Origin of the sequence: Lentibacillus juripiscarius (assembly GCF_042685205.1) — a bacterium.
Classification (GTDB): domain Bacteria; phylum Bacillota; class Bacilli; order Bacillales; family Amphibacillaceae; genus Lentibacillus; species Lentibacillus juripiscarius.
In genome coordinates this window covers 39,829-58,752 of the sequence record NZ_JBHUNA010000022.1, presented here as the reverse complement: position 1 = coordinate 58,752, position 18,924 = coordinate 39,829, and the positions used below count along the sequence as shown (strand labels likewise).

18 protein-coding genes and 1 riboswitch are annotated in these 18,924 nt (G+C 45.5%); of the genes, 6 read left to right on the top strand and 12 right to left on the bottom strand.

What is annotated here, in order from left to right; all coding sequences use genetic code 11:
- Nucleotides 1–25: 25 nt before the first annotated feature.
- The 4 genes from ACFSUO_RS11035 to ACFSUO_RS11020 all read right to left on the bottom strand — a co-directional run bounded on the left by ACFSUO_RS11035 (nucleotide 26) and on the right by ACFSUO_RS11020 (nucleotide 6,215).
- Entirely contained in the window at nucleotides 26–388 is a 363-nt protein-coding gene (locus ACFSUO_RS11035; protein WP_382394017.1) for an arsenate reductase family protein, read from the bottom strand.
- 237 nt (nucleotides 389–625) lie between these two features.
- Complete coding sequence (locus tag ACFSUO_RS11030) at nucleotides 626–2,410, bottom strand: acyl-CoA dehydrogenase family protein (RefSeq protein WP_382394015.1); 1,785 nt, start codon at nucleotides 2,408–2,410, stop codon at nucleotides 626–628.
- Between the two features lie 208 nt (nucleotides 2,411–2,618).
- Entirely contained in the window at nucleotides 2,619–3,794 is a 1,176-nt protein-coding gene (locus ACFSUO_RS11025) for an acetyl-CoA C-acetyltransferase (protein ID WP_382394013.1), read from the bottom strand.
- A 21-nt stretch (nucleotides 3,795–3,815) separates the two neighbouring features.
- Complete coding sequence (locus ACFSUO_RS11020) at nucleotides 3,816–6,215, bottom strand: 3-hydroxyacyl-CoA dehydrogenase/enoyl-CoA hydratase family protein (RefSeq protein ID WP_382394011.1); 2,400 nt, start codon at nucleotides 6,213–6,215, stop codon at nucleotides 3,816–3,818.
- A 268-nt stretch (nucleotides 6,216–6,483) separates the two neighbouring features.
- Between ACFSUO_RS11020 and ACFSUO_RS11015 the strand changes: the two genes are divergently transcribed.
- Entirely contained in the window at nucleotides 6,484–7,338 is an 855-nt protein-coding gene (locus ACFSUO_RS11015) for a YitT family protein (protein WP_382394061.1), read from the top strand.
- Between the two features lie 129 nt (nucleotides 7,339–7,467).
- Here ACFSUO_RS11015 and ACFSUO_RS11010 read toward each other — a convergent pair whose 3' ends face one another.
- Nucleotides 7,468–7,665 (bottom strand): hypothetical protein, encoded by a 198-nt coding sequence (locus ACFSUO_RS11010; protein WP_382394009.1) that lies wholly within the window; start codon nucleotides 7,663–7,665, stop codon nucleotides 7,468–7,470.
- Nucleotides 7,666–7,859: 194 nt separating this feature from the next.
- Here ACFSUO_RS11010 and ACFSUO_RS11005 point away from each other — a divergent pair, with 194 nt between their 5' ends.
- The 4 genes from ACFSUO_RS11005 to ACFSUO_RS10990 are packed head-to-tail and all read left to right on the top strand — an operon-like array spanning nucleotide 7,860 to nucleotide 10,813.
- Nucleotides 7,860–8,780 carry a metal ABC transporter solute-binding protein, Zn/Mn family gene (locus ACFSUO_RS11005; protein WP_382394007.1) on the top strand — a complete coding sequence of 307 codons (921 nt, stop codon included), beginning with the start codon at nucleotides 7,860–7,862 and terminating at the stop codon, nucleotides 8,778–8,780.
- A 12-nt stretch (nucleotides 8,781–8,792) separates the two neighbouring features.
- Nucleotides 8,793–9,548, top strand: coding sequence for a metal ABC transporter ATP-binding protein (locus ACFSUO_RS11000; RefSeq protein ID WP_382394005.1), 756 nt, complete (start codon nucleotides 8,793–8,795; stop codon nucleotides 9,546–9,548).
- A gap of 16 nt (nucleotides 9,549–9,564) precedes the next feature.
- A complete protein-coding gene (locus ACFSUO_RS10995; protein ID WP_382394003.1) occupies nucleotides 9,565–10,419 on the top strand; it encodes a metal ABC transporter permease in 855 nt (284 codons plus the stop codon).
- Nucleotides 10,406–10,813, top strand: a complete 408-nt coding sequence (locus tag ACFSUO_RS10990; RefSeq protein WP_382394001.1) for a Fur family transcriptional regulator — start codon at nucleotides 10,406–10,408, stop codon at nucleotides 10,811–10,813. The genes ACFSUO_RS10995 and ACFSUO_RS10990 overlap by 14 nt, the downstream gene beginning before the upstream one ends.
- 70 nt (nucleotides 10,814–10,883) lie before the next feature.
- Here ACFSUO_RS10990 and ACFSUO_RS10985 read toward each other — a convergent pair whose 3' ends face one another.
- The 6 genes from ACFSUO_RS10985 to ACFSUO_RS10960 all read right to left on the bottom strand — a co-directional run bounded on the left by ACFSUO_RS10985 (nucleotide 10,884) and on the right by ACFSUO_RS10960 (nucleotide 16,383).
- Nucleotides 10,884–11,687: a VLRF1 family aeRF1-type release factor gene (locus tag ACFSUO_RS10985; protein ID WP_382393999.1), complete on the bottom strand. Its 804-nt coding sequence runs from the start codon at nucleotides 11,685–11,687 to the stop codon at nucleotides 10,884–10,886.
- A gap of 72 nt (nucleotides 11,688–11,759) precedes the next feature.
- Nucleotides 11,760–12,074, bottom strand: coding sequence for a DMT family transporter (locus ACFSUO_RS10980; RefSeq protein ID WP_382393997.1), 315 nt, complete (start codon nucleotides 12,072–12,074; stop codon nucleotides 11,760–11,762).
- On the bottom strand, nucleotides 12,071–12,409 hold the full coding sequence (locus tag ACFSUO_RS10975; RefSeq protein WP_382393995.1) for a DMT family transporter: 339 nt from the start codon (nucleotides 12,407–12,409) through the stop codon (nucleotides 12,071–12,073). The genes ACFSUO_RS10980 and ACFSUO_RS10975 overlap by 4 nt, the downstream gene beginning before the upstream one ends.
- Before the next feature lie 508 nt (nucleotides 12,410–12,917).
- A riboswitch (guanidine-I (ykkC/yxkD leader) is annotated at nucleotides 12,918–13,011 on the bottom strand.
- A 33-nt stretch (nucleotides 13,012–13,044) separates the two neighbouring features.
- Nucleotides 13,045–14,235, bottom strand: a complete 1,191-nt coding sequence (locus ACFSUO_RS10970) for a hypothetical protein (RefSeq protein WP_382393993.1) — start codon at nucleotides 14,233–14,235, stop codon at nucleotides 13,045–13,047.
- Nucleotides 14,225–15,442 (bottom strand): DUF58 domain-containing protein, encoded by a 1,218-nt coding sequence (locus ACFSUO_RS10965; RefSeq protein ID WP_382393991.1) that lies wholly within the window; start codon nucleotides 15,440–15,442, stop codon nucleotides 14,225–14,227. The genes ACFSUO_RS10970 and ACFSUO_RS10965 overlap by 11 nt, the downstream gene beginning before the upstream one ends.
- The gene (locus tag ACFSUO_RS10960; RefSeq protein ID WP_382394059.1) at nucleotides 15,439–16,383 is read right to left on the bottom strand and encodes an AAA family ATPase; all 945 of its coding nucleotides are present in this window, start codon (nucleotides 16,381–16,383) and stop codon (nucleotides 15,439–15,441) included. The genes ACFSUO_RS10965 and ACFSUO_RS10960 overlap by 4 nt, the downstream gene beginning before the upstream one ends.
- A gap of 201 nt (nucleotides 16,384–16,584) precedes the next feature.
- On the opposite strand from ACFSUO_RS10960, the gene ACFSUO_RS10955 reads away from it, so the two are divergent.
- A complete protein-coding gene (locus tag ACFSUO_RS10955; RefSeq protein ID WP_382393989.1) occupies nucleotides 16,585–17,154 on the top strand; it encodes a YitT family protein in 570 nt (189 codons plus the stop codon).
- 67 nt (nucleotides 17,155–17,221) lie between these two features.
- Here ACFSUO_RS10955 and ACFSUO_RS10950 read toward each other — a convergent pair whose 3' ends face one another.
- Nucleotides 17,222–18,712 (bottom strand): BCCT family transporter, encoded by a 1,491-nt coding sequence (locus ACFSUO_RS10950; protein WP_382393987.1) that lies wholly within the window; start codon nucleotides 18,710–18,712, stop codon nucleotides 17,222–17,224.
- Nucleotides 18,713–18,924 lie beyond the last annotated feature (212 nt).

Genomic DNA, 18,924 nt, shown 5'->3' with positions numbered 1-18,924 from the left:
ATGCCTATTTTTCTAGTATTCAATCTTATTTTTCCAGCCAATATTCATTAAAGGTCTCTTCTTTGAAACCAACTGTTACCTTCTCCCCGTCCGTGATAATCGGCCGTTTGATAAGCATGCCATCCGAAGCAAGCAATTCTGCCATTTCTTCAGTACTTGCATCCTTTATTTTGTCTTTAATATTCTGTTCACGGTACTTTTTGCCGCTTGTGTTGAAAAATTTCTTTGCCGGCAGACCACTTTTAGCAATGAAATCAAGCAGCTGTTCTTTAGTTGGTGGTGCGTCCACAATATGTACGTCCGTATAGGCAATGTCGTGGTTATCGAGCCACTTTTTTGCTTTCTGACAGGTGCCACACTTAGGATACCAATAAAACGTTAATGCCATGTGCTTCCCCCCTTTACTTTTCATTGTTGGTCAAGTTCATTATAGCAAAGAAACTAGCGGATGGGCGAGCTGAACTTTGAAATTTCGGAGATTCCCCTGTGAACATCGGGATGTTGATTGTGAACTTCGGGATTTTAATTGTGAACTTCAGCCGAATTTGTGACAACTTCAGCCAAATCCAATATAAACAAGCAAAAATGCCCCACAAGTAAGCGAGGCATTTTGCAACTTTTTCAATTAGACGACATATTGTTCTTCTTCAATAATCGTTTCTGCAATGGCCCGTTTTTTGGAAATGACATCAATTGGTGTGTGGCGGGTCAGTTTTCGCAATGATGACAGCATCATGCGCAGCGTATCGCCTGATTCGGCAGCAATTAACGTTTCTTTCGCATCGGCTTCCATCCGGTTGAATGCTTCCTGGACGTATACTTGTGTATAAAGAAGCTTTTGCTTGTGTTTTTCCACGCCGTCTTTACCGATTGCTTTTTCCGTCCGAAGAATGGCTGATTCCATGTTGTACACTTCATTGACCATATCTGCCAGATTGACGAGAATCTCCTGTTCGTTTTCGAGTTTTTGCATATATTTCTGAGCAGCGAGTCCGGCACCGAGCAGCACCATTTTCTTAGCACTTTGCAGCAAATATTTCTCCTGTTCGAGCGGGGCGTCACCAGGTTCTTCCGGCATCAGCATCATGAGCTCTTCCTGCAGCTGCTGGGCTTTGTCAAGAAGCGGCAATTCCCCTTTCAACGCTTTTTTCATCAGCGTTCCAGGCACGAGCAGCCGATTGATTTCATTAGTCCCCTCAAATATCCGGTTAATCCGTGAGTCACGGTACATTCTAGCTACTTCATACTCCTCCATGAACCCATAGCCACCATGCAACTGAACAGCTTCATCCGCAACATAGTCGAGGCATTCCGTTGCAGCGAATTTATTCATGGAACATTCAATCTGATATTCGGCGATCGCTTTTGCCACTTCCCGGCCATCCTGGAGCTGTTCTTCCGTCAGTGAACCCAGCCGCTGTTCAAACAGTCCGACAGTGCGGTATACGGCGCTTTCGTTCGCATAGGTTCGTGCTGCCATCGTGGCCAGTTTTTCTTTTGTCAGTGCAAAGGAAGATATAGGTGTATTGAATTGTTTCCGTTCATTCACATACTTAGTTGCGACTTCGATTCCGCGTTTGGATCCGCCTACACCGCCGATAGCCAGTTTATAGCGGCCGACATTCAAAATGTTGAAAGCAATCTTATGCCCTTTTCCTTTTTCACCCAGTAAATTCTCAACTGGAACTTCAGCATCTTCCAGAATCAGTGTGCGGGTGGACGAGCTCTTGATTCCCATTTTCTTTTCCTCGGGGCCGGTCGATACACCGGGAAAATCCCGTTCCACAATAAATGCGGAGAAATGTTCCCCATCGATTTTGGCGTACACAACGAACACATCAGCAAAGGCAGAGTTCGTAATCCACTGTTTTTCCCCGTTCAAAATATAATGTGTCCCGGCTTCATTCAATGTAGCCGTTGTTTTGGCACTCAGTGCATCAGAACCAGAACTTGGCTCTGTGAGTGCATAGGCCGCCAGCAGCTCACCAGTTGCCAGTTTTGGCAAGTAGCGCTGCTTCTGGTCATCATTGCCAAAGAATACGATGGGCAAAGAGCCGATGCCGACATGGCCGCCATGTGTAATGGAAAAACCGCCGGCCCGTGCAAATTTTTCCGTTATGACAGACGAACTGATCTTATCCAGGCCAAGACCGCCGTACTCTTCCGGAACATCAGCACCGAGCAAACCGAGGTCACCGGCTTTTTTTAGCAAATCAACCGAATGCTCGAATTCGTGGTTTTCAAGATTATCGATTTTTGGCATCACCTCGCCGTCAATAAAGTCATCGGTGGTTTTGCCGATCATTTTATGCTCTTCAGTGAAATCCTCCGGTGTGGTTATATCATTTGCTTGCACGTCATCAACCAGGAATCCCCCGCCTTTAAACAACTTTTCTTTCGTTTCGCTCATATGAATCGTTCCTTTCCGTAATGGAATTTTTAAAAGAGGTTGCACTTCTTTAAGCCTGCGAATTTGTGAACTTTATCATTTGAAATGTGAACTTTGGCACTTGGTGCGTGAACTTTAGCATATATTTGATGTTAACTTTAGCGAATCTACAGTGAACTTCAGCATTTACGCCACATCACGCTGAAAACCGTTTTAACAATTTCACCGTTTACAATAATTCAAACACGCCGGCTGCTCCCATGCCGCCGCCAATACACATCGTGACAACCCCATACTGCACATGGCGCCGCTTCATTTCATGGATAAGGCTTAACGTCAGTTTTGTCCCGGTCATGCCAAGCGGGTGGCCGAGGGCAATCGCGCCGCCGTTGACATTGACGATTTCCGGATCCAAGTCTAATGCCTGGATCACGCGGAGTGACTGTGATGCAAATGCTTCATTCAATTCAATCAGCCCGATATCAGATAGTTCCAGCCCGGCGATTTTCAGCGCTTTCGGCACTGCTTCTACCGGCCCTACACCCATGATTTCCGGTTCAACACCGGCAACAGCGAATGAATGAAATTTAGCGAGCGGCTTCAGTCCTTCTGCGTCCGCTTTTTCTCGGTCCATGACGAGAACAGTTCCAGCTCCATCACTCATTTGCGAAGAATTGCCCGCTGTAACTGTTCCAGTTGCCGCGAATGCAGGCTTCAGTTTGCCAAGAATCTCTTTTGTTGTTTCCGGACGAACCCCTTCATCCATCTCAAATGCCGATTTTTTCTCTTCCACTTTATTTTTGTCATCGATTAACCGTTGCGTCACTTCTACAGGCACAATTTCGTCATTGAACTTTCCTTCTTTCAGTGCATTTGCAGCACGCTGATGGCTTCTGGCAGCAAATTCGTCCTGCTCCTTTCGGGAAATGCCGAAACGATTAGCTACTTCTTCTGCTGTATGCCCCATCTGCATGTAATAGCCTGGTGCATCCTGGACAAGTTTTGTATTTGGTTTGATGACATGACCGCCCATTGGAATCAGACTCATAGATTCAGCCCCGCCGGCGATCATCGTATCGCTTGCACCAAGCATGATGCGTTCTGCTGCGTAAGCAATACTTTGCAGCCCTGACGAACAGTAACGGTTAATCGTAATACCAGGCACGTCTTTATTTAATCCGGCAAGCCCGGCGATGTTGCGAGCCATGTTCATGCCCTGCTCCGCTTCCGGCATCGCACAGCCAATAATCACGTCATCAATGTTACCATCATAATTTCCTGCCCGTTTCAGGGTTTCTTTTATCGTTAATGCGGCCAGGTCATCCGGTCTTGTGTTTGCCAATGATCCTTTATTTGCTTTTCCTACAGGGGTCCTTGCTCCTGCAACAATGACTGCTTCCTTCACGATTTCTCCCCCTCCTTGAATTTAGTTACGCAATGGCTTTCCTTTCATAAGCATGTGCTGCATCCGCTGCTGTGTCAGCGGTTCGCCAATCAGACTTAAGAATGCTTCACGCTCCAGATCAAGCATTACCTGCTCGTCGATACGTGTTCCTTCCTTGATGCGCCCGCCCGATAAAACGTACGCCAGCTTTTCTGCTATTTTCAAATCATGTTCTGATGCATATCCGCCGAATTTCAAGGACTTTGCCCCTAGCAGCATGGCAGCATATCCCGCATCGCCGACAACAGGGATTTTTTCCCGCTTAGGTGGCTGGTAACCTGCTTTCGCAAGTGCCAATACCTTTTGTTTCGCATCATGAAGCAAGTGATCCGGGTTGACACTAATCGCATCATTGCTGTTCAAATAGCCATTTTCGCGTGCTTCTTCCGCTGACGTGGACACTTTGGCCATCGCCACTTTTTCAAACACATCGTTCGCAACCTTGGTCAAATCAAAGTTGACACCATCCGGCAGATTGCGGAGTTCTTTCAGGTAAAGTTCTTTGGTTCCGCCACCGCCGGGGATGAGCCCGACGCCAAATTCCACAAGACCCATATACGTTTCCGCTGACGCTTGTATGGATGCTGCCGGCAGGGACACTTCCGCACCGCCGCCGACCGTCATATTGAATGGTGCGGCAACAACCGGCTTATTTGCGTATTTGATATTCATAGCCATGTTCTGGAATTGGCGCACAACCATATCCAATTCAAAGAAATCTTCATCCTGCGCAGCCATCAGCATCATGCCAAGGTGGGCACCAACACAGAAATTTTTCCCCTGGTTACCGATCACTAGGCCTTCGTAGTTCTTATCCACTTCTTCCAATGCATCGTTGGCCATTTTAATAATGTCAAGGCCAATTGCATTTCCCTGTGAATGAAATTCCAGTCCAGCAACACCGTCTCCCAAATCTATTAAACTTGCACCGGCATTCTTTTTGATGACTCCTTTGTTATCTTTTAAACGCTTCAGGTTAATCTCTTTTGGGTTGAACTGCTGCTGTTTGTATTCGCTTTCCTCGTAATAATAAACATTGCCCTTTTCTGTTTGATAGAAGGATTCCTTTCCTTCGTCCAGCATCTTCAATACCCAATCCGGAACGGTCTCCCCCTCTTCCTGCATTCGGTCAACTGATTGACGTACACCGATGGCATCCCATGTTTCAAATGGTCCAATTTCCCAGCCGAATCCCCATTTCATCGCTTGGTCAATAGCAACGATGTCGTCAGCAATTTCACCGGTAAGTTCCGCGGAATACAGGAGCACCGGTTTCAAAATGTTCCAAACCAAATCGCCGGCTCTATCATCTTTCGCCGTTACAAGCGCTTTCAATTTCCGACTTAATCCTTTTTCCTGCTGGGCCATTTCCGTGGCGTTGGTTTTCAGTTTTTTCCGATCTTCATATTCTAGTGTTTCCGGGTTCAGCTCATAAATCGTGCTTCCGTCTTTTCCTTTTTTCTTGAGGAAAAATCCCTGGCCGCTTTTGGCCCCAAGCCAGCCTTTATCCAGCATTTGCTGCATGAAATCAGGGATTTCAAATATGTCTTTCTCCTCACCGTCCACCTGTTCACGCACATTGTTGGCAACGTGAGCGAAGGTATCCAGCCCGACAACATCCAATGTCCGGAATGTAGCGCTTTTCGGCCGTCCAATCATTGGACCGGTTACTGAATCAACCTCACCGATGCTGTAGCCACCGTTCAGCATTTCCTGTACGGTAACCATCAATCCATAGGTTCCGATCCGGTTGGCGATAAAGTTTGGTGTATCTTTCGCCTCCACAACCCCTTTACCGAGAACGTCTTCGCTGAACGTTTTCATGAATTCCAGCACATCCAGGTCTGTCGCTTTCGTCGGAATAACCTCCAGCAATTTCAAATAGCGGGGCGGATTGAAAAAGTGTGTTCCGAGAAAATGCTTGCGGAAATCCTCCGAACGCCCTTCTGCCATATCCTCAACGGAAATACCGGACGTATTGGAACTGACAATGGTTCCTTCTTTTCGGTAATTGTCGACGTTTGCAAATACTTTCTGCTTCACTTCCAGGTTTTCAACAACTACCTCTATAATCCAGTCAACTTCGGCCAGTTTGTCCATGTCATCGTCCATATTGCCGACTTCAATCAGATCCATGCTCTTTTTTGATGTGATTGGTGATGGTTTTTGCTTCAATAGTGCTTTTTTACTGTCAGCAGCCATCCGGTTCCGGACAGCACGATCCTCCAATGTTAAGCCTTTCTTTTTTTCCGCTTCTGTCCGTTCGCGCGGCACAATATCAAGCATGATGGTCGGTATGCCGGCGTTTGCCAAGTGTGCCGCAATACCGGATCCCATAACACCGGACCCAAGCACCGCGGCTCGCGTAATCGTTCGCTTCATGTTTCCTCCCCCTATCCTTGTTTGAATGAATACTCATTCATTTTAGGCTAAAAAATAAGAGATAGTCGCCTATCCATCTATTACCCAGTATAAGTTATATTCTGATATTTCGCAATAAAAATAAGCAATCTTTTTAAGGAAAACTTTCATAGGGGCGTAAAGTGCGTTAAAATAAGAACGGCTTGAGTTGGGGGCATTACGTTTGAATCACACAAACGAAATGGACGTTTCATCTATGCAGTTTCGTCCATGGAAAGGGTCGAAAACGATGAATAAAAAATGGATAACAGAATATGCTCAAATAATTATTGGTGCTTCACTTGTGGCGCTATCATACAACCTGTTTCTCTTGCCCGCTAAACTTGCCGCTGGGGGAATTTCCGGTGTCAGTACGATTTTGTTCGAATTATATGCATTAAGTCCTGCGCTGACACAGTTTTTAATCAACCTTCCCATTTTCATTATCGGCTGGATTGCACTTGGATCAGACTTTAGCTGGAAAACGTTGGTTGGTACATTTTGGGTCCCGTTCATCATTTACCTGACAGCTGAGTTCCCTTATACCGTTTCCAACCCCCTTTTAGGTACCATTTATGGTGGTATTATTTTAGGTGTCGGGCTCGGTACCGTCTATAAAGGAGGAGGATCCACCGGTGGAACAGCAGCTATCGCCCAAGTCGTTAAAAAATTCACCGGACTGTCAAGCGGGTATTCCCAGCTCATTGTTGATGGGTTCGTCGTTTTTTCATCGATTATTGTTTTCAATCTGGAACTGACATTGTTTGCGCTCATGTGTATTTATATCACAAGCAAAACGATTGATGTCGTACAATTGCGCACGTCCGCATCCAAACTGATTATGATCATTACAGAAGAAGAGAAAAAAATCCAAAACCTTATCAGTAATCAAATTGACCGCGGCCTAACGAAAGTGCGGACGATTGGCGGCTATTCCAATCAGGACAAAACGATGATCCTCTGTGTTGCCGAACAGCAGGAAGCAGTGAAACTGAAAAAATCACTCCAGGATGAAGAACCAACTACATTTGTCGTGTTTATCAGCGCCTCGGAAGTATTAGGACGCGGATTCTCACTGGATAAGTACTACGGGCAGAAATTCTAGAAATGTAAAGAAATCGGCTATCAAGCCGATTTTTTTTACACGTTAGGGAAGTATAAAATTTTAGCTAAGGTGATTACTCGATGCAGTGAAAGTCTTCTGATAATACCTTTAACGCTATTCAAGTTTTCTTTAAAACGGACCGTCCCCCATATCCTGCTTAATCTGATGTTTGAAACTTTCCGAATAGATTCTTTCCGATTCACTTACTTGACGGCCGTCTTCATCAATCGTTACCTTTTTCCCTCTTAATTTTGCTGTCAAATCAACAATCACACCAACCCCGAGAACCCCGCCACACAAAATTAGGATAAATGCCCAGACAGGCACAACTGATTCCTCCCTTTACAATCCCTTTATGTATCTTACGTTCCAGCTCGTGAAAAAGTTTCATCACAGAGAATTATTATTCGACTGAATTTTGTGACTAATGTCTGTCGGCAATAAATCGTAATCATTCCTATTTACAAATCGTAATCATTACGGTAATATAAACTAATCCTATGAATAAGGGGATTTTAATCATGAAACTGAAAATAACAATTGTTCTTTTTTTCATTATAGTACTTATCACAGCAGGATGTACGTCTTCTGAATCTGACTTAGATAATAATGCCGACTTAACGGTATATACATCGATCTACCCCATTCAATATGTGGTAGAGCGGATTGGGGGTGAAACGGTTTATGCCGAATCCGTCTATCCCCCGGGAGTTGATGCGCACACATACGAGCCAGCAGCCAGAGAAATGACTGCCATTGCCGATGGTGACGCGTTCATTTATCTTGGTGCCGGATTGGAGGGTTTTGCTGAGACAGCGGCAGATGCACTGGCATCACAGGATATAAAGCTAGTGGAAATAGGAACGAATGAAGAACTTTTTCATGGAGATGTTCCAAACCACGAGGGACATAACCATGGTGACCATAACCCGCATATCTGGCTGGATCCAATTCGCATGATGGACATGGCTGACCTTATTAAGGATAAACTAATCGAACTGTACCCGGACAATAAAGCAATATATATAAAAAACTTCAACACTCTGAAGGAGGATCTGCTGGCATTGGACCAAGCGTTCCAAAACACACTGCAGTCTAAAAGCAATAAAAAGATACTCGTCTCCCATGCCGCCTATGGGTATTGGGAGGAACAATACGGCATTGAACAGATTGCTATTAGCGGCTTAGCATCGAATGATGAGCCATCGCAAAAAGAGCTGACCAGTATCATCGATAAAGCAAAAAAATACGACATGGACTACGTGCTATTTGAGCAAAACAGTTCGGACCGTGTTTCTGACATCATTCAGGAGCAGATCGGTGCAAAAGCGCTATACATTCATAACCTGTCCGTATTGACGGAAGCTGATATAAACGAAGGCGAAGATTATATGTCTTTAATGAAACACAACCTGGACGTGCTTAACCAGGCAACCGAGTAGGAGGCATTCAGAATGACGGAACCAATTATATCCACAACCAGCATCACATACGCCTATGAAAGCAAAAACATTTTGACAGCTATCAATTTTGAGCTGAAGAAAGGTGCTCTTATGGGATTGGTCGGACCAAATGGCGGCGGCAAGACGACATTGATTAAAATGATTCTCGGACTCCTGCGGCCTGACAGCGGAACAATTCGCCTGTTTGGACAGCCTATCCAACAGTTTAAAGACTGGAGCAAAATTGGATTCGTTTCCCAAAAGGCAAACACATTCAATAAAGGATTCCCGGCGACTGTATTTGAAGTGGTTTCTATGGGGCTCACAGCGAAAATCGGCTACTTAAAATTTTTCACCGGTAAACACAGACAACAGGTGCTCAAAGCCATTGATCAGGTCGGTATGCGCGACTACGCATATCAAAATATCGGCCATTTATCCGGCGGCCAGCAACAGCGGATTTTTATAGCACGAGCCCTTGTCAGCGATCCGGAATTGCTCATTTTGGATGAGCCAACGGTCGGTGTTGATCAGGAAAATGTCCAGCGCTTTTACCAGCTGCTTCATGAACTGAACCGTAAGCATGGTATCACCCTAATGCTTGTGACGCACGATACCGGGGCCATGACGAGACATGCTACCGATGTTGTCTGCTTGAATGAAACGCTGCATTTTCACGGGGACCCGGAAGAATATGAAAAACTGACCAGGCAGGATCTTTCCGAATTATACGGCCATCCCATCAACAGCCTGACACACGAACACTGAAACAGGGGGAAACACAATGTTTACAGACTTTCTCGAATATGACTTTTTACGGCATACCTTTTATACCGGGCTGTTAATCGGAATCATTGCACCGCTCTTAGGAACATTCATCGTTGTCCGGCGGCTTTCCCTAATCGCAGACGCCTTATCCCATGTAACATTAGCAGGGATAGCATTCGGCCTGTTTGTGGACAAAAAATTTGCAATCGGTGTTGCACCACTGTACAGCGGGATGGGATTTTCGGTGCTTGGTTCGATTTTCATCGAAAAACTGCGCGCTGTATACAACGCTTATCAGGAGCTGGCCATCCCGATCATTTTGTCTGGTGGCGTCGGGCTAAGTGTTATTTTTATTGCACTTGCAGACGGCTTTAATACTGATCTGTTCAACTATTTATTCGGATCCGTATCTGCGGTGAGCAAAAAAGACTTCTACGTCATACTTGGCATTTCCATTCTCATCATTGCTGTCATCTGGCTTTTCTATAAAGAACTGGTCACCTTATCCTTTGATGAAGAACATGCTGTTGTTTCCGGTATTCATGCCAAACGGATCCATTTTCTGTTCATCGTCCTGACAGCACTTGTGATTGCAGCGTCTATCCGAGTTGTCGGGGTTCTGCTTGTATCTGCACTCATGACGCTGCCTGTCGCTTCCGCCATGCGGCTGGCAAAAGGGTTCCGGCAAATGATGCTGTTCTCTGTTCTTTTTGGTGAGTCGGCTGTTATAATTGGTCTAATTACAGGCTACTATTTCAGTATCCCGCCGGGTGGAACGATTGTACTTGCATCCATTGCCATCCTGCTTGCGGCCATTGGAAAAAAACGATTGTCTTACAATTCAGGGGGGATTCCACATGGAGCTGAATGATGCTATAAAACAATTGAAAGCCCACGGGTATAAAACAACAGCCAAGCGAAAAGATATGCTGACATTTTTTGCTGTGGCGGATGGTTACCGGACAGCGAAAGATTTAATCGGCTATCTCGAACCAATGTATGAGGGTATCAGTTTTGATACTGTCTACCGCAACCTGCACTTGTTTAACGAAGTCGGCGTGCTGGAAACAACCGAACTAAATGGGGAAAAACATTTTCGCTTCAGCTGTTCCCACCACCACCATCATCATTTCATCTGCAAAGACTGTGGAAAAACAAAAGAAATTGCCGTCTGCCCGATGGATGATGTCAGGCATTCTCTCGGGGGCTATGAAATTGAAGGGCATAAATTTGAAATATATGGATTGTGCCCTGTCTGTCAATAAGAAGAAGTAACGAGGCCGCACCTATTTTGGTGCGGCCTCGTTTCATTGTTCAGCTAAAAAGCATTGCACTTTAACCAACTACTTCTTCGACTACTTTTGATTCTTCGCGATGAAGCATGTTTTTCTGAATAACGCCGTCAACTGGTTTGTTTAATTGCTGCTTCAGTTCATTCGCATCATCTGGTTCACCGGTTACATAAAGCCGCTCCCAGCCATTGTCCTTGGCAAGCTTGTCCAATTTCGATGCAATACTTTTATACCAGCGCTGCTTGTTTGCTTCGTAGCGAGCCTTGAATTGCTTCTGCTGTACGTTTCGGCCGCCGGATCCCATGGACACATCTGCTTTATGGGGGCCTGTATGCTGACGCCATTCATCCGTATCAAGATCGAGTTCATAATGATACGTGAGAATCACTTCATTCAGGTATGTTTCAATAACGTTCACCCGATTTTTCTGAACGAGAATGATGCCCGTTCTCGGATAGGCGTTCCGTAATTCTGTCAGCTGCTCCAGCTGTGGTGTATCCTCCCAATAAAATTCCGTCTGCACCTGCATCTGAACATGCTCAGCAAACCACACCTCTTCATCGGCTGTAGCGAACACGATGACGCCTTTTCGAAATTCCAGTTCGTTATCTTCAACATATTGTTTCACTTTTTCTTTCACACGTTTGAAACTTTCCAGCTCATCACGGTTATTTGCCTCCTGCAGATAAGTTTCAAAGTTCCGCAGTCCATTTTTAAAATGAATTTTCCAGCCACCTGACTGATTTTCTGGGTCAGACGGATCCGTATTCAAATACATCGTAAAGACTTTGCCAGGCCCATCTCTTCTTACATGTTCAAGCTGCTTTATCTGCTTGGCGAGATTCATTCGGCATCGGCACTCCTTTATTCAAAGTTCGTTCTTACTAGTCTGTTGCCGAATTACGCCGGTTTTAAACGTTTACGTGATAAGCTTCAGGCCGACCGCTCCTGTAATGACCATACTGATGCACAATAGTCGTCGCCAATCTGCCGACTCTCCGTAAAAAATCATGCCCATAACTGCACTTCCTGCCGTACCGATTCCAGTCCAAATGGCATAGGCGGTACCCATTGGCAGCCCTTCCATCGCCAGCGTCAAAAGAATAAAACTCATCAAAAAGCCGCCAATAAGCCATACAAAGGATATAAAAGATTTTTCCTGATTTACTTTACTAATCCCCATAACACCGATAACTTCGCCAAATCCAGCGATGATTAAATAGACCCAATTCATGATTCCCGCCCCCTTTCCTGTTCATCTGTTACTAATTTTAATCCGATTACACCGCTTAACAGTATCAGGATGAGGAAAATTTTAATAAAACGGAAGGGTTCACCAAAGACGACAATTTCCAATATGACTGTTCCTGTCGCGCCCATCCCCGCAAATACTGCATACGCCGTGCCTACTGGGAGCTTTCTGGAAGCAATAATCAACAGATGCATACTCGCATAAATCGCAACTGCAGTTAGAATCCATGTAAAAATACTGTTAGCGTGCTTCAGACCGACAACCCAGCCTATTTCAAACAATCCCGCAAGAAATACGGTGTTCCAGCTCTTATTCATTCGTCGCACCTCCATTAGAAGAACTTGACTTTCACCAAGTCTTTTTAGTTAAACTCTTAGGTTGTTGTTTTTCCTGTACAGTTGATGTAAACTGCGCACTGAAAAATTATCTTTCGTAGCACTTTCTCTCGTTCTAATGATAGATTAGTGCTTGAATTCGCTTCGGCAGAATACTTCGCTTTCACCCACAGGGCATAAGCGCGACATCTACTCAAGCTCTCTACGCTCGCTTTCGTAGTGTCTTCTTTACCGCGGGCACGGCTTCAGCCTCCGTGGCGGAAAACCGCCGCTGCTCAGGTCTAGACACGTGCTGTTCCCGCAGGAGTCTACGTATTCTGCCTACGCTGGTAGTGGTGTTCTGATTATCGAAAGGGGAAAGCCATCGAATTTACGTTACACGGACTTTTATTTCCTTGAACAGAAAATTATTCTAAGCGCGGAAGAATGCGAGACTCTAGAATACAGTCTACTTACAAAAAAAGCCCGGGAAGATATCTATCCTTAGATATCCTCCCGGGCTTTTTTCCCTCCGTGTACACATCTCTGTGCGTTTTCTCTTGGACCTGTCCAGCAAGTGCTGCGGAACCCTAGAAAACTTCTGACATTATTATACTGTATCATTTCCAACCGGTCAACTATGCGTCATGAAAACGCGCTGCTGCTGCCCTTAGTGCCGCTTTCAATTTCTTCAAATCCTCACTGCTTACATCCATTTCCCCGTATCGCACCTTTTGATAGGTGCCCAGATCTATCGCTACGTCTATCCGGCCGAGCCATTCTTCAACCGTTTCAGATGATTTTCGCCCGTATCCTTGTTCTGCGGCAGTATATTCGAAATCAAAAACAAGCTTGCGTACTGGATGGGCCGGTCTCTTGAACAGCCGTTCCCACTTGTCCTTCCAAGCACGGGTGTTTTGGTGGGGCCCGCCGGCCAGTTCTGCATAGGATACCGCCGGATTGACATCAGCAGGATCTGGCCGTTTCGCCTTTCTGGTAAAAAATCGAACCGCAAAAAACAGTGCAACACCAATAATCAGGCTTGCCATTCCCCAGTAAATGTATGGCGCCAGGATTTCCATAAGGGATGGCCCAAACTTGTCGTCACTGTATTCCTGCTGTCCAGGCCCCATCTTCAAGGACCCTTTATCCGTCTCTTCTAGTTTGTCAACTTTGATAAATTGTAACAATAAAGCAGCCTGGCTAAAAACGACTGATAGAACGTAACTGATTCCTTCCGCCAGTTTCACGAATGCATAACGTCCCCAATCAGACAACCAATAAAAGCTGACGGAGCCTGCTGTTAACAAACCTGTTACGTACAGCCACAGTTTCCGGCTGAACCGCTTCCGATCCTTTCTTGCGATGACCAGCAAATGACTGGCAAGGTAACCGAAAACTAGCACAACAAACTGCAGGCAAACATAGGCAATGATTACTGCCTCATTCACAAGAAGAAACAGTGCACCACCCAGGAACAGTGTGGCGAACATATATGTGTTTTCCTTTGCTGGCATGGAATCCGCTGCAATTGCAATGTAGCGCCATGTCCATACAATGGAAAAGCCGGCAGCCAGTGGAACAGGATAATCAAGAAGGTAAAAAACAAGGCCAATTAGTGGTGCCGTCAGCATGTACCAGCCATAAATCCTGCCGAATCTGAAATAAATTGAAAACAATGCACAAACGAAAGTTACAACAACCAAATAACTGACATGTGGTACCCAGGCATAATGGTAATGCATAACAGGAAAAGCAAGTAGAAAAATAATGATTGCTTCACTAATGAAATGGTATGCATTCGTAATGATGGGATGCTTATTCTGCATGGTGCACCACATCCTTTGCCAGTCGTTTCATCACGGCACCATCATCGTCCGGAGCAACACGGAACATCGCCTTCTGCTGGTGTTTCCACTGCTTTGTAAGCTCCATCGTTCCATCCGGAATGCCACCGATAAACACGATGGCTGTTGGCTTTCTCAGGTGCCGGCCAATGTGGTGGATCATTTTATGGTACGGCACAACCATGGACTGGCGATGGATTCTGGCCATCGTTTCCAATGCTTGCATATAGTGTGTTTTCCCTTCCCCTTCCGGCAAATGCACATATGGGACATTGCCTGGTTTGCGCGCATTGATGAATAACTGGTATGGTATCCCTTTTTCGGTGGCAATCTTGCACAAATAAGCACAAAAGGACAGTGACCTTTCCAAGTGTTTGCTGAGCTTTGTCAGATGCGAGTTATCGGCAACACTAATATTGACGATAAACACGAGGCCCATATCGACATTCTTTTCATATACATTTGTCTGCAGTGTCTGTGTTTTGGCCGATGCTTTCCAATTAATCCGGTGAAAAGGGTCACTGTAATGATATTCCCTCGTCCCCACCGGCAGCTGCACATCTTCAAAAGGAGAAAACAAGCTCCACTGCTTTCCCTGCATCATGTGCACAACTTCTTCAAACCCACGGACCGGCAACAGGCTCGGAAAAACAACGAATTCTGTATAAAATTGGGCTGAATAGGTCAAGGTTACTTTCCAAAAATTGAACAAGTGTGGAAAAGTATAACTTATACCTTTCATTCGTGCTGTTCCGCGGTGCTCCGCAGTAATCGGCAAGTCAATGGCTGTCTTCCGTTTCCCCATCACTGTCAGCGGCAGACTATATTGATTCCGGTACCAATCAGCCGCTTTGACAAAATCGGCCGGTTTGATGGCAGGACCGGTATAAAACTGAAATTCTCCATTGACCATTGGAAAGATCGATTTGTTTTGCAGGACAAATGGCAGTACTGCTTCATCACCCGGGAATAGACGTACCGTGGCTCGGGGGTTTTCCAGTTCCAGCCGCTCCCCTATTTTTTTATCATAAATCTGGCTGACTATGTAATAAGCAGCAAACAAGCCTGTGACGAGAAAGGCGGCCGATCGGTCAAAAAAGATACCGATGACCGAAAAGACAACCATCACTACCAGCACGTATTCCATGTTTTTCAGATTGTCCGTGCCAAATTCCTTCCGCCAGTTCATTTGCTGGCGGCTCCCTTCTCAACCGGCACGGAAACAACCTGCAATATCTCCTCTGCAACTTGCCCCGCTGTCTTTTTGATGGAAGCTTCCATCGTCAGGGTGAGCCGATGTATAAACACATACGGTGCAAGTGTTTTTATATCGTTCGGTGAAACATAGCTGCGGTTGTCTATAAATGCCCGGGCCTGTGCCGAACGCATGAGTGCCAATGCACCCCTTGGACTAATGCCAAGCTCGACATCCGTATGTTCTCTCGTATGCCGGATAAGGTCAAGTAAATAATCTGCCACTGGATCCGAAACTGTGATGAATTTCAGTCGATCCTGGAAGGTGCGTATCTCTTCCAGTGTCAGCATAGGTTTCATTTGTTCGGACGGATCATCTTTGCGGTACGTTTGCAGCAGCTGCTTTTCTTCCGCACGGCTGGGGTATCCAAGGTCAATTTGGAACAGAAACCTGTCAAGCTGTGCTTCTGGCAGTGGAAAAGTACCATGATTCGTTTCCACCGGATTTTGGGTTGCCAATACGATGAAAGGTGCCGGTGCAGGAACCGTTTCCCCATCAATCGTTGCCTGCTGCTCCTCCATTATCTCCAGAAGACTCGACTGGGTCTTCGGGGTTGCCCGATTGATTTCGTCAGCGAGGAGAACATTTGTCACAGCAGGCCCTGGGCGTAATTCAAACTCCTGCCGCTTCGGATTAAAAAAACGAATCCCTGTTACATCACTCGGCAGCACATCTGGCGTGAATTGCACCCTGCCAAAATCACCATCCACGACTTTTGCAAATGACTTGGCCAGTTTCGTTTTACCTGTACCTGGGACACTTTCCAGAAGTACATGCCCTTGTGCGAGCAGCGCGATAAACAGTAAATCAACAACTTCTTCGCTTCCAAAAATAACATCATTTAACGCTTCTTTTGCCTCCGCAATCTTTTCCATGCCTGAACCAGCCTTTCCTACCACAGCATATTTTTCGATAATTGATACTATTATCACATAATTTGCAGCAAAATAAAAGACGCCGATTGCACACAGATGGGAACGGAGTACATGAAGCTGTATGGATAAATATATTCTTGTCCGCATACATATCTTTTGTAAATGAAATTCAGGACAAGTCAATGGTGAGAGTGATACAGCATGTTTAAAAAAATAGCCTCCATCCTGTTCGGGAGTATGTTAGTAGGAATTGGCATCAATTACTTCATTATTCCCAATCATTTAGTAGATGGCGGAGTAACTGGGCTTGGTCTGATTGCCAAATACACGCTCGGACTGAAACCGGGGTTGACGATTATCATCTTGAGTATCCCGCTTTATCTGTATGCATGGTTCCGCTTCCGCTCCTTTTTCTACAACGGAGTACATGGTATGCTGACATCAGCATTTTTCATTGACTTATTCCATCCATTGATGGAGCTGCAGACACCCCCTTTGCTTATCAGTTCAATTAGCGGGGGGCTGTTACTAGGTACTGGAGTCGGTCTCATGCTGCTGACCAAGACAAGTTCAGGCGGAAGTGATCTCCTCGCACTCATGCTCTCTAGGGGGACTCCGATAAACGTAGGGGTTTTCATCTTCATGATAGACAGTATCGTCATTACATTTGGCTGGATTGTCATTCACGAAACAACCTTGATCTATTCCGGCCTGATGGTTGGCATGATCGGACTGACAACATCCTTTATTACGAGCACATTTTCTTCATGAAAAAAGCAGCTGCGGGAGCATAACCCTGCAGCTGCTTTTTTTGTAACTCAATATTGAGGTATTCACCTTATTTTGGTACCTGTTCCTTTTTAATCATCTTTACAAAAGCGAAGACAATCAAAAGTAAGATGACAGTAAATGGCAGTGCGGAAGTAAGCGATGCTGTCTGCAGTGCATTCAGCCCACCGGCAACAAGCAAGACAACAGCAATTGCCGTAATCAGGATGCCCCAGACAATTTTTACAGTAAGTGCCGGGTTAAGACTCCCTCTCGATGTCATACTGCCTAGAATATATGTTGCCGAATCAGCGGACGTAACGAGAAACGTGAAAATAAGAAAGATGGACATAAGGGACAGAATCATCTCCATTGGCAGATCGCCAAATGTTTCAAACAAGGCCACAGCCATATCGGCATTGACAGCCTCGGCAATTTGCGTCCCATTAAATAAATCACTGTACATCGCTGTTCCACCAAAGGCCGCAATCCATAGACAAGCAATCAGAGGCGGGACTACCAACACACCAAACACGAATTCACGAATCGTTCTTCCCCTTGACACACGGGCGACAAATGCGCCCACGAATGGTGACCAGGCAGTTGACCACGCCCAGTAGAAGACGGTCCACTCACGCACCCATGTTTCCCCTGAGTATGGCGTCAAACGCAGACTGTACTGCACAAAGTTGGTGAAATAGTCACCCAGCCCCAGCACAAACGTGTTCAGTATAAATACAGTCGGTCCTGCAATAAACACAAAAACAAGCAGCACCAGGCACAAACCCAGGTTCAGATTGCTTAGCCATTTAATCCCTTTGTTCAATCCGGTGCTCGATGAAAGCAAATAAGTAACTAACATGACGGTAGCAATGCCTACCTGAACCCAGACGGATGTAGGTACATGAAAAACAGACTTCAGTCCGCCATTCAATTGCAAAATACCAAGACCCAGTGAAGTCGCAACTCCCATTACGGTTGCAATTACTGCAAGCGAATCGATAGTGCCGCTCAAGGCCCGGTTATTGCCGACAACAGGTTTAATTGCTGTTGAAATCAACCCTTTTTTATCTTTCTTAAACTGGAGAAAAGCAATAATCAGCCCGACGACCGCAAACACGGACCACTGGCTTATTCCCCAATGGAAAAAAGCGTACCCCATCGCAACCCGGGCTGCTTCCTCCGTTTGTGCCTCCAGTCCTGCAAATGGCGTTTCAAAAAAGTGACTCATCGGTTCTGCTACGCCCCAGAAAACAAGTCCGGCACCAAACCCCGCCGAAAAAAGCATCCCAATCCAAGTAAAAAATGGATATTCCGGGCGGGAGTCTTTGGGACCAAGCCGAAGCTTCCCATATTTGGTAGCGGAAAGCGCTACTAGAAAGATAATAAAAATAAATACCGCCAATAAGTAAAACCAACCAAAATTAATGGTCGTAAAACTAAAAAGTGTGTTTGCCGTTTCCTTAAAGGCATCTGTAAAAATGGCCCCGGCAAGGACTAATAGAGCCACTACTGCGGCAGATACGTAAAAAACTGGATTATGATATGTATGTTTTTCCATCAACAGTTCCTTTCTGCTCGTTTTCAAGCAATTATCAAATGTAATGTATCCGAAGCAGCTGAATGTTAAACATGACACATACCATTACTGCAAGAATACAGATCCATGACTGCTTTATACGAAGCATCTTTCCCGCCACCATAAAGTTACGGGGTTCATTATACAGTTTCTGTCGGATATCAGCAAATATTCTAAAAGTGTGTATTCAAAAA

Coding starts and splice junctions, on each gene's coding strand:
- ACFSUO_RS11035 (WP_382394017.1), bottom strand. CDS start 388: ATGGCATTAACGTTTTATTGGTATCCTAAGTGTGGCACCTGTCAGAAA.
- ACFSUO_RS11030 (WP_382394015.1), bottom strand. CDS start 2,410: ATGAGCGAAACGAAAGAAAAGTTGTTTAAAGGCGGGGGATTCCTGGTT.
- ACFSUO_RS11020 (WP_382394011.1), bottom strand. CDS start 6,215: ATGAAGCGAACGATTACGCGAGCCGCGGTGCTTGGGTCCGGTGTTATG.
- ACFSUO_RS11015 (WP_382394061.1), top strand. CDS start 6,484: ATGAATAAAAAATGGATAACAGAATATGCTCAAATAATTATTGGTGCT.
- ACFSUO_RS11005 (WP_382394007.1), top strand. CDS start 7,860: ATGAAACTGAAAATAACAATTGTTCTTTTTTTCATTATAGTACTTATC.
- ACFSUO_RS11000 (WP_382394005.1), top strand. CDS start 8,793: ATGACGGAACCAATTATATCCACAACCAGCATCACATACGCCTATGAA.
- ACFSUO_RS10995 (WP_382394003.1), top strand. CDS start 9,565: ATGTTTACAGACTTTCTCGAATATGACTTTTTACGGCATACCTTTTAT.
- ACFSUO_RS10990 (WP_382394001.1), top strand. CDS start 10,406: ATGGAGCTGAATGATGCTATAAAACAATTGAAAGCCCACGGGTATAAA.
- ACFSUO_RS10985 (WP_382393999.1), bottom strand. CDS start 11,687: ATGAATCTCGCCAAGCAGATAAAGCAGCTTGAACATGTAAGAAGAGAT.
- ACFSUO_RS10980 (WP_382393997.1), bottom strand. CDS start 12,074: ATGAATTGGGTCTATTTAATCATCGCTGGATTTGGCGAAGTTATCGGT.
- ACFSUO_RS10975 (WP_382393995.1), bottom strand. CDS start 12,409: ATGAATAAGAGCTGGAACACCGTATTTCTTGCGGGATTGTTTGAAATA.
- ACFSUO_RS10970 (WP_382393993.1), bottom strand. CDS start 14,235: ATGCAGAATAAGCATCCCATCATTACGAATGCATACCATTTCATTAGT.
- ACFSUO_RS10965 (WP_382393991.1), bottom strand. CDS start 15,442: ATGAACTGGCGGAAGGAATTTGGCACGGACAATCTGAAAAACATGGAA.
- ACFSUO_RS10960 (WP_382394059.1), bottom strand. CDS start 16,383: ATGGAAAAGATTGCGGAGGCAAAAGAAGCGTTAAATGATGTTATTTTT.
- ACFSUO_RS10955 (WP_382393989.1), top strand. CDS start 16,585: ATGTTTAAAAAAATAGCCTCCATCCTGTTCGGGAGTATGTTAGTAGGA.
- ACFSUO_RS10950 (WP_382393987.1), bottom strand. CDS start 18,712: ATGGAAAAACATACATATCATAATCCAGTTTTTTACGTATCTGCCGCA.